Origin of the sequence: Neorhizobium galegae, assembly GCF_017877055.1 — a bacterium.
Classification (GTDB): domain Bacteria; phylum Pseudomonadota; class Alphaproteobacteria; order Rhizobiales; family Rhizobiaceae; genus Neorhizobium; species Neorhizobium galegae_D.
In genome coordinates this window covers 281,877-294,978 of sequence record NZ_JAGIPG010000005.1, presented here as the reverse complement: position 1 = coordinate 294,978, position 13,102 = coordinate 281,877, and the positions used below count along the sequence as shown (strand labels likewise).

Genomic DNA, 13,102 nt, shown 5'->3' with positions numbered 1-13,102 from the left:
CGTTTCATTCCTGCTTGCTCGGGAGAAAAAGCATGACCTCCAAAGACATCACATTGATCGGCGTTCCTCTGGAAGAGGGCTCCGGTCGCGGCGGCTGCGCCATGGGGCCGGCGGCCTTCAGGCTTGCCGGCATCGTCAAGGCACTGGAGGGCCTCGGTTTCCGGGTAGTCGACAATGGCGACCTGCGTCCGGAACCGGCAACTGATCTGCCGGAGAGAAAAGACGCGAAAAACCTGCCGATCGTCGCTGCGTTCACGCGCGCGCTCGAGACCCGGACCTATGAAATGGCCAGGGCCGGCACCATTCCGGTGATCATGGGTGGCGACCACGCCCTTTCCATGGGCAGCGTGCCGGGCATGGCGCGTTACGCTTCCGAGATCGGCCGGCCGCTTTTCGTTCTCTGGCTCGATGCCCATACGGATTTCAACACGCCCGAGACATCGCCTTCCGGCAACATCCATGGCATGCCTGTCGCCTTCTTCACCGGCCAGGCGGAATTCGCACCGATTCTCGACAGCGCCCGGCCCATGGTCGATCCAAAAAACGTCTTCCAGATCGGCATCCGCTCCGTCGACGAAATCGAGCGGAAACTCATCGCCGATCACGGCGTCAACGTCTTCGACATGCGCGCCATCGACGAACACGGGATTGCCGCGATCATGCGCCAGGTCATCGAGGCGGTGAACGCCGCCAATGGTCTTCTCCACGTCAGCCTGGACGTCGATTTCCTGGATCCGGACATAGCGCCGGGTGTCGGCACCACAGTGCCGGGCGGCGCGACCTTCCGCGAGGCGCATTTGATTATGGAGATGCTCCACGATACGGGGCTCGTCGCATCGCTCGATCTCGTCGAACTCAATCCGTTTCTGGATGACCGCGGCAAGAGCGCTCGAATCATGGTGGAACTGGCGGCAAGTCTTTTCGGCCGACGCGTTCTCGATCGTCCCACCCGCTCGGCTTGATATGCGGCGTAAGCCTATATTTGCATTACTGAATCAGAGCCGCTGAAAGTGAAAAAACGAAGAGACATTCCAGCCAGATAATATAAATTCAGATTCTACTTGTCTGTCTTAGTTTTGATAAAAGGCAAGTGGGTACGTAATTTCCACAGCTGCGCCGAAACAGAATTATTGACCTTCCGTTAAATTCTCAATGCTATTTTTGGCAAGACTCAGTACCCCGGCGGCGAGGCGGTTATCTCGTGACGCAGCTGGCAAATTGAGCTAGTTCGGGAATTTACAGACGGGGGCAAGCGAGCCAAATGTCCATACTTTCACTCCCAGGCGCTGACGCGAAAGCAGTACTTGCGGCACTCAACAAGTCGCAGGCCATTATCGAGTTTGATTTATCCGGAAAGGTTCTCACGGCCAACGAGAACTTCTGCAAGACGCTTGGCTACGCACTTTCCGAAATCGTCGGCAAGCATCACAGCATGTTCTGCGACCCGAATTACGTGAAGTCACAGGCCTACAAGGATTTCTGGGCAAACCTCGGCGACGGCAAATTTGATGCCGCCGCCTATAAGCGCATCGGCAAGGGAGGCCGCGAGATCTGGATCCAGGCCTCCTATAATCCGGTGATGTCAGGCGGCAGGCCTTACAAGGTGGTCAAATTCGCAACCGACATAACCGCCGCGAAACTCCGATCCGCGGAAGACGAGGGCAAGATCAACGCCATCTCGCGCACCCAGGCCATCATCGAGTTCACTCCCGGTGGCGATGTCCTGACCGCCAACGAGAATTTCCTCGCCTGTCTCGGCTATCAGCTTTCGGAAATCACCGGCAAGCATCACAGCATGTTCTGCGAGCCGTCGTTCCGTGACAGCGCCGAATACCCGCAATTCTGGAAGAAGCTCTCCGGCGGCGAAGCGATTGCCGCCGAGTTCAAGCGCATCGGCAAGGGCGGCAAGGCAGTCTGGATCCAGGCCTCCTACAACCCGATCTTCGACGCCGACGGCCGCGTCTTCAAGGTGGTCAAGTTTGCGACCGACATCACCGAACGTGTTCGGGCCGTAGACGACATCGCCGACGGCCTGACGTCCCTTTCAAACGGCGACCTGACGTTCCGAATCGAAAAGCCCTTCATTTCGACGCTCGAACAGATCCGCGTCGATTTCAACGAAGCCATCGGGAAACTGGCCGAGGCCATGCGCACCGTGGGCGAGAATGCCGAAGGGATTGCAGGCGGCTCCAGCGAAATCCGCCAGGCTTCCGACAGCCTTGCCAAGCGCACCGAGCAGCAGGCGGCGGCCGTCGAGGAGACCGCTGCGGCGCTGGAAGAAATCAGCCGCACCGTCATCGACAGCGCCAAACGCGCGGAAGAAGCCGGCGACCTCGTCTCGCACGCGAAAAAAAGCGCCGAACATTCCGGTGCCGTGGTCCGCAACGCGGTAAACGCGATGGGCCAGATCGAAACGTCGTCCCGGGAAATCTCCAACATCATCGGCGTGATCGACGAGATCGCCTTCCAGACGAACCTGCTGGCGCTGAATGCGGGTGTCGAGGCGGCACGCGCAGGCGAAGCGGGCAAAGGCTTTGCGGTCGTCGCCCAGGAAGTCCGCGAACTGGCTCAACGTTCCGCCAGCGCGGCCAAGGAGATCAAGACGCTGATCTCGACCTCCTCCGAACAGGTCAAGCGTGGCGTCGCGCTCGTCGGCGAAACCGGCAAGGCGCTCGATGAGATCATGTCCCAGGTGGACGAGATCAACGGCAATGTTTCAGCGATCGTCGAGGCTGCCCGCGAACAGTCCACGGGTATCAAGGAGATCAGCAAGGCCGTCAACTCCATGGACCAGAACACGCAGCAGAATGCTGCCATGGTCGAGGAAACAACGGCCGCCAGCCACAGCCTGGCGCGCGAAGCCGAAATCCTGCGCGATCTTCTGGCGCGATTTAGATTTGCGCAACATTCTTCGCATAAGATTGCGATAGCGCGACCTGATGCACGACCCGTTGCATCGCCGGCACGCAAACTCATGGCAACGGTCGCGCGGACCACAACGGGTGCCGCCGCTGCCGCTCAGGCAACGGATAGTTGGGAAGAATTCTGATGGCTACGACGATCAACTCCACAAGCTACAGCGGCGAAACGCTGGAAATCATCGCCTTCCGTCTCCATGATCAGGAATTCTGCGTCAAGACGACGACGATCCGCGAAATCCGCGGATGGGCGCCTTCGACGCCGATCCCGCACGCCCCGGCCGACGTCATCGGCGTCATGAACCTTCGCGGCTCCGTGATCCCGATCATCGACCTTGCCTACAAGCTCGGCATGAAGAGCACGGTTGCCAACGAGCGCAGCGCCATCGTGGTTGCAGAAGTCCACAACATGGTCATCGGCATGCTCGTCGACCGCGTCTCGGACATCCTGACCATCCCTTCGAGCCAGGTTCAGCCGGTTCCGGAAATCTCTGCCTCCTTCGACAAGTCCTTCTCCGAAGGCATCATCGCCAACGAGAACGGCATGATTTGCTTCCTGAACCTCGCCAAGATGTTCAAGGGCACCGAAGCCGAAGATCTGGCTGCCTGATCGCGATAGCGGGGCCTGGAAAGGCCTGCGCAGTCGACCTCAAGGCCAAGGCGGTTGGCTGGAAAGACCTCTAAGCCGCCATAAGATTATGGAGCCCGCAGCGTTGAACCGCCGCGGGCTTTTTTCATGACTATTCCTTCGGCTCGAACGGAGCCGGACGGCGCCCGGCACCCTGGCGGGCCAGCATCCAGCCCGGATATTCCGGAGCAAGCGCGCTGACCTCGTCGAGCTTTGCCATATCCTCCGCATCCAGCTTCAGCTTTACGGCCTTCAAGTTTTCTTCGAGCTGCTCCAACCTCTTGGCGCCGATGATGACGCTCGTCACGAAGGGTTTGGCCAGGATATAGGCCAGCGCCACTTCCGCGACACTCGCGCCGTGCCGGGCGGCGACCTCACGCATGGCTGCGACGCAAGCCCAGGCGCGATCCTTGTCGACAGGGGGAAAATCGAAGCTGGCGCGGCGGCCTTCCCCGTTGCCCGGAGCACCCGGACCGTATTTGCCGGAGAGCAGCCCGCCGGCGAGCGGCGACCAGACCATCAGGCCGAGCTTCTCCTCCTGCATCAGCGGCACGATATCGCGCTCCAGGTCACGGCCGGCGATCGAATAATAGGCCTGCACCGTCTCGAAACGGGCATAACCCTTGCGTTCGGAAATACCGAGCGCTTTCGCCATCCGCCAGGCAGCCCAGTTGGAGAGCCCGATGTAGCGCACGAGGCCGCGCGATACGAGATCGTCGAGCGCCCGCAGCGTCTCGTCGATCGGCGTTACCGTGTCGGTGCCATGGATCTGGTAGAGATCGATATGGTTCATCTGCAGCCGTTCGAGGCTCTGCTCCACCGAATCCATGATGTGCCCGCGGGAGGCGCCGCGATCGTTGGGCTTGTCGCCCATCTGGCCATAGAATTTCGTGGCGATGACCACGTCCTTGCGCGGCACGCCGAGGTTTTTGATCGCCTGGCCGAGGATGATCTCTGACCGGCCCTCAGAATAGACATTCGCCGTGTCGATGAAGTTGACGCCGGCAGCCAGCGAGCGCTCGACGATCTTGTCGGCGGCATCCTGATCGAGACCGGCGACGGCACTCCAGACGGCCCCCGCCTGGTTCTCGCCGAAGGTCATCGTGCCGAGGCAGAGTTCGGAGACGAAAAGACCGGTATTGCCCAATTGATTGTAGCGCATGGAGAGCTCCCGTGTGCACTGAAGATATGAAAGCAGTGTTTGGAGCCGGATCGGGCACGCGGGCGCGTGCGTATCGCGGAGAAAGCGACTTGGGGCTCCGGAACACAATCTAGTCCGGATTTCGCGAACGTCAATCGGAGCCCCCTCCGTTTTTATCCTCACATTTCCGTGCGAGACAAAATGAAAGGGCGGCACATGCCGCCCCCCTTGGTCATTCCTGTCGACGAATGTCAGCCGAACAGAACCAGGCTGCTCTTCAGCGTCACCCAGACGCCCCAGAGAAGCGGGATGCCGACCACGGTCCAGGCAAGCACCGCCTTGGCGTCGAGACCGCCTGTGCCGATGCCGAAGGAACCGGTCGGCCCGGCATTCGCGGCAGCCGTCTTTGCCTGCAGCGAAGCGACTTCCTGGTCCGACATGAACCATTTGTCGCCAAGCGGACGCACCAGCGAGTTGGCGATCAACCCCAGCACCAGCATGCCGGCGAGGATGTACATCGTGCCGGTATAAAGCGCCGGTCCGGCCGGCACACCCGCTGTGAGCTGCGCCTCGCGGATGTAATTGACGACGACGGGACCGAGAATGCCGGCCGTCGCCCAGGCCGTCAGAAGACGACCGTGGATCGCACCGACGAACTGGGTGCCGAAGATATCCGCGAGATAGGCAGGAATGGTCGCAAAACCACCGCCATACATGGACAGGATGATACCGAAGGCGAGCACGAAGAGCGCCTTGTTGCCCAGGTCGGCAAGCGTCGGAGCGAGCGCATAAAGCACGATGCCGAGCACGAAGAACGTATAATAGGTGTTCTTGCGGCCGATCTTGTCGGAGAGCGACGCCCAGAAGAAGCGACCGCCAATGTTGAAGAGCGACAGCAGACCGGCAAAACCGGCGGCGATCGTGGCGATCTGTGCCTTCTGGCTCGCATCAAGCTGCGAGAAGGTCAGGTTCGGCAGGCCGATCAGCGATCCGGCGAAGATTTCCTGCAGCATAGGCGACGCCATGCCGATAACCCCGATACCGGCCGAAACGTTCAGGCAAAGCACCGCCCAGATCAGCCAGAACTGCTTGGTCTTGTGGGCATCGCGCAGGTGGACGTGCCTGGTGGTGATCATCGTCGTCTTGGAGACCGGAGGGGTCCAGCCCTCCGGACGCCAGCCGGCCGGCGGGATACGGTAACCGAAGGCGCCGCCCATCATGAAGCAGAAATAGATCACCGCCATGCAGATGAAGGTCTGCCAGACGCCGACCGAGCTATCGGTCTTGAAATAGTTCATCAAGAGGTTGGCGAGCGGAGCGCCGATCATCGCACCGCCGCCGAAGCCCATGATGGCCATGCCGGTTGCCATGCCGCGACGGTCGGGGAACCACTTGATGAGCGTCGAAACCGGTGAGATGTAGCCGAGGCCGAGGCCGACGCCACCGATCACGCCGGCGCCGATCCACATCAGCCACAACTGGTGGGTCATGACGCCGATCGCCGCGACGATAATGCCGCCGCACCAGCAGCAGGCCGAGACGAAACCAGCCTTGCGCGGGCCGACCCGCTCCAGCCAGCCGCCCCAGATCGCCGCCGAGCAACCGAGCAGCACGAAGAACAGCGTGTAGATCCAGCCAAGGTCTGCGACACGCCAGTTGCAGCTTGTCGTGAACAGGGCCGAGAGGAGGTTGAGGCTGGTGCAGGACGGGTCCTGCGTGGTACCCAAGGCGCGGGACAGCGGCAGCCAGAAAACGCTGAAGCCGTAAGCCATGCCGATGCAAAGATGAATGGCCAAAGCTGCCGGCGGCACGAGCCAGCGATTGAAACCTGGTTTTGCGATAATACGTTCCCTATCGAGGAGCCCGACATTGCCTGTCAGGCCCTCGTTCGTCGTTCCTGCAAATGCCATTTAAAATATCCTCCCTCGGATGATGGCTAGGCTTTATCCCCCCTTCCGGCCCCTCACCTGCCGGATGGATGAATTCATGCGGCGCTTTCCGGAATGCTCGGTTCGGACAGCGATTCTCCTTCGGCGGGACCTTTGCCGTCCGGCGCCCTTTCCGCCGCATCCTGCCCGACGCCGACGCCCGATCCCGTCTTGGCCTCCGGCCGGCGGATCAGCACCGAGGCCTCTACGACAAGCGGCAAAAGCCCCGCCCCGCCCTTGTCGAGATGCTCGAAAAGGTGCCGGCGCATGCGTGGCTCCCAGAACTTGTTGATATGCGTCGCGACGCCTTCGGCACGAACCTTTTCCGGCTGCGACAGGAAGAAGGTGGCGATCTGGTTGGCCATCCGGACCAGTTTGTCGAGCACCAGTTGCTCGGGGCTTTGGTCATGCGACATCGGCGACAACTCCAGTGACTATGCGATCGGTACGCGTGAAAATCTCGAAATCCTCGCCGCGGGTCAGCGCGATCAGCGTCATGCCCGCTGCTTCCGCTGTGCGGATGGCAAGCGCAGTGGGCGCGGAAATGGCGATCAGAACGGCACTTCCGAGGATCGCCGTCTTCTGCACCATCTCGACCGAAATGCGGCTGGTGACGACCACGACGCCCTCCGATCCCTTGACGCCCTCGCGGATGACCGCTCCGGCAAGCTTGTCGAGCGCATTGTGGCGGCCGACATCCTCGCGGACGGCAACCAGTCCCTTGCCCGGCACGACGAAGCCGGCGCCGTGAACCGCATGGGTTTGCCGATGCAGCGGCTGCGCACTGTTGAGCGCCGCGACAGCTTCACTTATTTCTTTGGCGCTCAGCACCATGGTCACTGCGGAAACATCCGGCACCGGACGCATGGCCTGCTCGATCGATTCAATACCGCAAAGCCCGCAACCGACCGGCCCTGCCATATGCCGCCGGCGGGCGCGCAGCGCGTCTTCCTTATCCTCGGCAAGCGTCACCTGGACATCGAGACCGGCACCTTCCTCGACCACGGAAATGCTCTCGATCTCCGCCATCGACGTGATGATGCCTTCGGTGAGGCTGAAGCCGACCGCGAAATCCTCAAGGTCAGCGGGAGAACCCATCATCACCGCATGGGTCGACCCGCCATAGGAAAAGGCGATCGGCACCTCCTCCGGCACCACCCGCGAGCCGGCGCGGGTCACGCCGTTACGGCGGGCGACCTCGGGGGCGGTGGCGGTGGTGGGGAATTCAGCCATTGGACGTTAGAGCAAGGATGCCCCCCTCTTCCCTGCCGGGCATCTCCCCCTCGAGGGGGGAGATCGGCAAGTGGCGGGCTCTTCGCACAATTTTCTGCACTCGTCGAAGGTGAGGCGTTGCCGCGAGGCAGAGGGGGGTATGGCGCGCGCCGACAGACACTATTCCGCAGCCTCCAGCTTGCCCGCAATCCGCCGAGACCGCCGCGACAGTTCGTCGTAGTCCTCCTGCCACTCGGTCGGGCCGTTAGAGGGCGACACCTGCACCGCCGTCACCTTGTATTCCGGGCAGTTGGTCGCCCAGTCGGAGAAGTCGGTGGTGATGACATTCGCCTGCGTGTTCGGGTGATGGAACGTCGTATAGACCACGCCCGGCGCGACGCGATCGGTGATCAGTGCCCTGAGCGTCGTATCGCCCGAACGGCTGGCGAGCTTGATCCAGTCGCCTTCCTTGATGCCGCGCTGTTCGGCATCGTGTGGATGGATCTCCAGCCGGTCTTCCGCGTGCCAGGTGACATTCTCGGTGCGGCGTGTCTGGGCACCGACATTGTACTGGGACAGGATGCGGCCGGTGGTGAGCAGCAACGGGAAGCGGGGACCGGTGCGTTCGTCGGTCGCCACATATTCGGTGCGGATGAACTTGCCCTTGCCGCGCACAAAACCATCGACATGCATGATCGGCGAACCGACCGGATGCGCCTCGTTGCACGGCCATTGAACCGAGCCCATCTTGTCGAGATAATCGTAGGAAACCAGCGCGAAGCTCGGCGTCGAGGCGGCGATCTCATCCATAATCTGAGACGGATGCGCGTAATTCCAGTTCAATCCCATGGCCTGCGCCAGCTTCTGGGTAACTTCCCAGTCGGCATAACCGTTCTTCGGGCTCATCACCTTGCGAACCCGGTTGATGCGGCGTTCGGCATTGGTGAACGTGCCGTCCTTTTCGAGGAAGGTCGAGCCCGGCAGGAAGACATGCGCGTAATTGGCGGTCTCGTTCAAAAAGAGGTCGTGAACAACGACGCATTCCATCGCCGCCAGACCGGCCGAAACGTGCTTGGTGTCCGGGTCGGACTGCAGGATGTCTTCGCCCTGGATGTAGATGCCCTTGAACGTACCTTCGACGGCCGCATCCAGCATGTTCGGAATGCGCAGGCCCGGTTCGTTGTTGAGCGTCACGCCCCACAGTTTTTCGAACGTGTCGCGGGTCGCATCGTCCGAAATGTGACGATAGCCCGGCAGTTCGTGCGGGAACGACCCCATGTCGCAGGAGCCCTGGACATTGTTTTGGCCACGCAGCGGGTTCACGCCGACGCCCGGACGGCCGATATTGCCGGTGACCATGGCAAGGTTGGCGATCGCCATGACGGTCGTCGAGCCCTGGCTGTGCTCGGTAACGCCGAGGCCATAATAGATCGCGCCATTGCCGCCCTTGGCATAAAGCCGCGCCGCACCGCGAACGAGATCCGCGGGCACGCCGGTATATTTCTCGGTCGCCTCCGGGCTGTGTGCGTCTTCCGAAACGAAACCGGCCCAATCCTCGAACTCGGACCAGTCGCAGCGTTCGCGGATGAATTTTTCGTCGAACAGGCCTTCGGTGACGATGACATGCGCCAAGGCCGTCAGCACGGCCACGTTGGTGCCCGGCTGCAGCGGCAGGTGATAATCGGCCTCCACATGCGGCGTACGCACGAGATCGATGCGGCGCGGATCGATGACGATCAGTTTTGCGCCCTGGCGCAGCCGCTTCTTGAGGCGCGAGCCGAACACCGGATGGCCATCGGTCGGGTTGGCGCCGATGACGATGACGACGTCGGTATGCTCGACCGAGTCGAAATTCTGTGTGCCGGCAGACGTGCCGAAGGCCTGGCCGAGGCCGTAGCCGGTCGGCGAATGACAGACGCGGGCGCAGGTATCGACATTGTTGTTGCCGAAACCGGCGCGGATCAGCTTCTGGACGAGGAAAGTCTCCTCGTTGGTGCAGCGCGACGAGGTGATGCCGCCGATCGATTCACGACCGTACTGATACTGGATGCGGCGGAACTCGGAAGCCACGTGCGAAAAGGCCTCTTCCCAGGTCACTTCCCGCCACGGATCGGAGATATTCTCGCGGATCATCGGGTTGAGGATGCGGTCCTTGTGGGTCGCGTAGCCATAGGCGAAACGCCCCTTGACGCAGGAATGGCCACGGTTTGCCTGGCCGTCCTTCCACGGCACCATGCGGACGAGTTCCTCGCCGCGCATCTCCGCCTTGAAGGAGCAGCCGACGCCGCAATAGGCGCAGGTGGTGACTTCCGAATGTTCCGGCTGGCCGATCGCGATGACCGACTTTTCGGTGAGTGTCGCGGTCGGACAGGCCTGCACGCAGGCGCCGCAGGAAACGCATTCGGAATCAAGGAAAAGTTCGTGGGCACCGGGCGAGACCCGGCTGCCGAAACCACGGCCCTCGATCGTCAGCGCGAACGTGCCCTGCACTTCTTCGCAGGCGCGCACGCAACGGGAGCAGACGATGCATTTCGATGGATCGTAGGTGAAGTACGGGTTCGACTCGTCCTTCGGCATCCACTTGGCGTTGATTGCACCATCGTTGCGGGCTCTGACGTGGTTGTCACCCTCATAGCCGTAACGCACGTCGCGAAGGCCCACCGCGCCGGCCATGTCCTGCAATTCGCAGTCCCCGTTGGCGGCGCAGGTGAGACAGTCGAGCGGGTGGTCGGAGATATAGAGTTCCATCACGCCGCGGCGGATATCCTTCAGCCGGCCCGTCTGGGTGTGCACCACCATGCCCGGCATCACCGGCGTGGTGCAGGAGGCCGGCGTTCCGTTGCGCCCTTCGATCTCGACGAGACAGAGGCGGCAGGACCCGAAGGCGTCGACCATATCGGTGGCGCAGAGTTTCGGCACCTTGATGCCTGCCTCCATCGAAGCGCGCATGATTGACGTGCCTTCCGGCACGGTGATGGCGCGGCCGTCGATGGTGAGGGTCACCTGGGCTTCGGACCGGGAAGCGGGTGTGCCGTAGTCGATTTCATGAACGAGGGACATGATGTTACTCCGCCGCTTCGATAAGGGGTGCCGGGGAAAAATCCTCCGGGAAATGGTTCATCGCGCTCATCACCGGATAGGGCGTAAACCCGCCAAGCGCGCAGAGGGAGCCGAACTTCATCGTGTTGCAGAGGTCGGCGAGCAGCGCCTTGTTCTTCTCCGGCTCGATACCCTGTTTGATCTTGTCGGCCGTTTCGACGCCGCGCGTCGAACCGATGCGACAGGGCGTGCACTTGCCGCAGCTCTCGATGGCGCAGAATTCCATCGCGAACCGCGCCTGTTTCAACATGTCGGCCGAATCGTCGAACACGGTGATGCCCGCGTGGCCGATCAGCCCGTCCCGGGCAGCAAAAGCTTCATAGTCGAACGGCGTATCGAACAGCGCACACGGGAAATAGGCGCCGAGCGGTCCGCCCACCTGCACTGCCTTGACCGGCCGGCCGGTCGCCGTACCGCCGCCGATATGGTCGACGATCTCGCCGAGCGACAGGCCGAACGCCGTTTCGTAAAGGCCGCCATATTTGACATTGCCGGCGATCTGGATCGGGATCGTCCCGCGCGAGCGGCCCATGCCGAAGTCGCGATAGAAGGCCGCCCCCCGATCCATGATGACCGGCACGGAGGCAAGCGAGATGACGTTGTTGACGACCGTCGGACGACCGAGGAATCCCTGCAGCGCCGGCAGCGGCGGCTTGGCACGCACGATACCGCGCTTGCCTTCGAGCGAATTCAGCAGCGAAGTCTCCTCGCCGCACACATAGGCCCCGGCGCCGGAGCGGATCTCCATGTCGAAGGCATGAGCGGATCCCATCACCGACGGTCCGAGGATCCCGGCGGCGCGGGCGATCTCGACGGCTTTTGTCATCGTCGCGATCGCATGCGGATATTCCGAGCGGGTGTAGACATAACCCTTGGTGGCGCCGGTCGCGATGCCGGCGATAATCATGCCCTCGATCAGCACGAAGGGATCGCCCTCCATGATCATCCGGTCGGCGAAGGTGGCGCTGTCGCCCTCGTCCGCATTGCAGACGATGTATTTCTGCGGCCCCGCCGCATCCATCACCGTCTTCCACTTGATGCCGGTCGGGAAGCCGGCGCCGCCACGGCCGCGGAGACCACTATCGGTCACCTGGGCGACGATCTGCGCCTGCGTCATGGCGATCGCGTTTTCGAGACCCTTCAGACCCTGATACTGGCGATAGTCATCCAACGACAGTGGATCGGTGACGCCGCAACGGGAAAAGGTCAACCGCGTCTGCTGCCGCAGGAAGGGGATGTCCTTGGTCGGCCCAAGATGCAAAGCATGCTGTCCACCTTCCAGGAACCCCGCATCGAACAGGCCCTTGACGTCGCCGGACTTCACCGGGCCATAGGCGATACGGCCTTCCTTCGTGCGCACTTCAACCAGCGGCTCCAGCCAGAACATGCCGCGCGAACCATTGCGGACGATCTTGGCATCGAGCCCGCGGATCGCAATCTCCTGGGCAATCGCCTCCGCCACCTTCTCGGCGCCGAGCGCCAGCGCGGCTGCATCGCGCGGAACGAAAATCGTCACCGTCATCGACGTGCCTCCGCAACGATTTCGGAAAGACAGTGCTCATCGACGCGGCCATAGACTTCGCCGTCGAGCATCGCGGCCGGCGCACAGGCGCAAAGCCCGAGACAGTAGACAGCCTCCAGCGTCACCGCACCGTCGAGCGTGGTCTGGTGGAAGTCGATCCCGAGAAGCTGCCGGGCGCTATCCGCAACGCGGTCGCTGCCCATCGACTGGCAGGCTTCGGCGCGACAGAGTTTCAGCACATGCCGGCCCGCCGGGTGGTCGCGGAATTCGTGATAGAAGGTGACGACGCCATGCACTTCGGCGCGCGACAGGTTGAGTTCGCTGGCGATGACGGGCTTCACCTCGTCCGGCACATAACCGAACTCCGCCTGGATCGCATGCAGGATCGGCAGCATCGGGCCTTCCAGATGCTTCAGATCCCTGATGATCTGAAGCGACCGCTCGGTGAGTTCACCGGCGGAGATACGCATATTCATATGTCATAGCCTCCCGGCTGATCCGTTTCCGGCGTCGTGGCATCGGCACCACAACCCCGTGTGCGGATCAGAAAGCTGGCGAAGTTGTCCGACAATCGCACTTCGCCTACTGGGAATGGAATGTCGCAACCGATACCTCAACCGTCAATAAAGGAGATCGGTTACGCGATAGAAAAAA

10 protein-coding genes are annotated in these 13,102 nt (G+C 61.9%); 3 read left to right on the top strand and 7 right to left on the bottom strand.

What is annotated here, in order from left to right:
• Nucleotides 1-32 precede the first annotated feature (32 nt).
• The 3 genes from rocF (at nt 33) to J2857_RS27715 (ending at nt 3,528) form a co-directional block, all read left to right on the top strand.
• Nucleotides 33-962 (top strand): arginase, encoded by a 930-nt coding sequence (gene rocF / locus J2857_RS27725; RefSeq protein WP_210013288.1) that lies wholly within the window; start codon nt 33-35, stop codon nt 960-962.
• 299 nt (nt 963-1,261) lie between these two features.
• Entirely contained in the window at nt 1,262-3,049 is a 1,788-nt protein-coding gene (locus J2857_RS27720; protein WP_210013287.1) for a methyl-accepting chemotaxis protein, read from the top strand.
• Complete coding sequence (locus J2857_RS27715) at nt 3,049-3,528, top strand: chemotaxis protein CheW (protein WP_007769363.1); 480 nt, start codon at nt 3,049-3,051, stop codon at nt 3,526-3,528. Before J2857_RS27720 ends, J2857_RS27715 begins: the two co-directional genes overlap by 1 nt.
• A 130-nt stretch (nt 3,529-3,658) precedes the next feature.
• On the opposite strand, the gene J2857_RS27710 is transcribed toward J2857_RS27715, so the two are convergent.
• The 7 genes from J2857_RS27710 to J2857_RS27680 form a co-directional block, all read right to left on the bottom strand.
• Nucleotides 3,659-4,708, bottom strand: coding sequence for an aldo/keto reductase (locus J2857_RS27710; RefSeq protein WP_210013286.1), 1,050 nt, complete (start codon nt 4,706-4,708; stop codon nt 3,659-3,661).
• 230 nt (nt 4,709-4,938) lie between these two features.
• Nucleotides 4,939-6,597, bottom strand: coding sequence for an OFA family MFS transporter (locus J2857_RS27705; RefSeq protein ID WP_210013285.1), 1,659 nt, complete (start codon nt 6,595-6,597; stop codon nt 4,939-4,941).
• A gap of 74 nt (nt 6,598-6,671) precedes the next feature.
• Nucleotides 6,672-7,031, bottom strand: coding sequence for a formate dehydrogenase subunit delta (locus J2857_RS27700; protein ID WP_210013284.1), 360 nt, complete (start codon nt 7,029-7,031; stop codon nt 6,672-6,674).
• Nucleotides 7,021-7,848, bottom strand: coding sequence for a formate dehydrogenase accessory sulfurtransferase FdhD (gene fdhD / locus J2857_RS27695; protein WP_210013283.1), 828 nt, complete (start codon nt 7,846-7,848; stop codon nt 7,021-7,023). The genes J2857_RS27700 and fdhD overlap by 11 nt, the downstream gene beginning before the upstream one ends.
• Nucleotides 7,849-8,007: 159 nt before the next feature.
• Nucleotides 8,008-10,887 carry a formate dehydrogenase subunit alpha gene (fdhF, locus tag J2857_RS27690; RefSeq protein WP_210013282.1) on the bottom strand — a complete coding sequence of 960 codons (2,880 nt, stop codon included), beginning with the start codon at nt 10,885-10,887 and terminating at the stop codon, nt 8,008-8,010.
• A 4-nt stretch (nt 10,888-10,891) separates the two neighbouring features.
• On the bottom strand, nt 10,892-12,448 hold the full coding sequence (locus tag J2857_RS27685) for a formate dehydrogenase beta subunit (protein WP_210013281.1): 1,557 nt from the start codon (nt 12,446-12,448) through the stop codon (nt 10,892-10,894).
• Nucleotides 12,445-12,924 (bottom strand): formate dehydrogenase subunit gamma, encoded by a 480-nt coding sequence (locus J2857_RS27680; protein WP_210013280.1) that lies wholly within the window; start codon nt 12,922-12,924, stop codon nt 12,445-12,447. Before J2857_RS27680 ends, J2857_RS27685 begins: the two co-directional genes overlap by 4 nt.
• Nucleotides 12,925-13,102: the final 178 nt, after the last annotated feature.

Coding starts and splice junctions, on each gene's coding strand:
- rocF (WP_210013288.1), top strand. CDS start 33: ATGACCTCCAAAGACATCACATTGATCGGCGTTCCTCTGGAAGAGGGC.
- J2857_RS27720 (WP_210013287.1), top strand. CDS start 1,262: ATGTCCATACTTTCACTCCCAGGCGCTGACGCGAAAGCAGTACTTGCG.
- J2857_RS27715 (WP_007769363.1), top strand. CDS start 3,049: ATGGCTACGACGATCAACTCCACAAGCTACAGCGGCGAAACGCTGGAA.
- J2857_RS27710 (WP_210013286.1), bottom strand. CDS start 4,708: ATGCGCTACAATCAATTGGGCAATACCGGTCTTTTCGTCTCCGAACTC.
- J2857_RS27705 (WP_210013285.1), bottom strand. CDS start 6,597: ATGGCATTTGCAGGAACGACGAACGAGGGCCTGACAGGCAATGTCGGG.
- J2857_RS27700 (WP_210013284.1), bottom strand. CDS start 7,031: ATGTCGCATGACCAAAGCCCCGAGCAACTGGTGCTCGACAAACTGGTC.
- fdhD (WP_210013283.1), bottom strand. CDS start 7,848: ATGGCTGAATTCCCCACCACCGCCACCGCCCCCGAGGTCGCCCGCCGT.
- fdhF (WP_210013282.1), bottom strand. CDS start 10,887: ATGTCCCTCGTTCATGAAATCGACTACGGCACACCCGCTTCCCGGTCC.
- J2857_RS27685 (WP_210013281.1), bottom strand. CDS start 12,448: ATGACGGTGACGATTTTCGTTCCGCGCGATGCAGCCGCGCTGGCGCTC.
- J2857_RS27680 (WP_210013280.1), bottom strand. CDS start 12,924: ATGAATATGCGTATCTCCGCCGGTGAACTCACCGAGCGGTCGCTTCAG.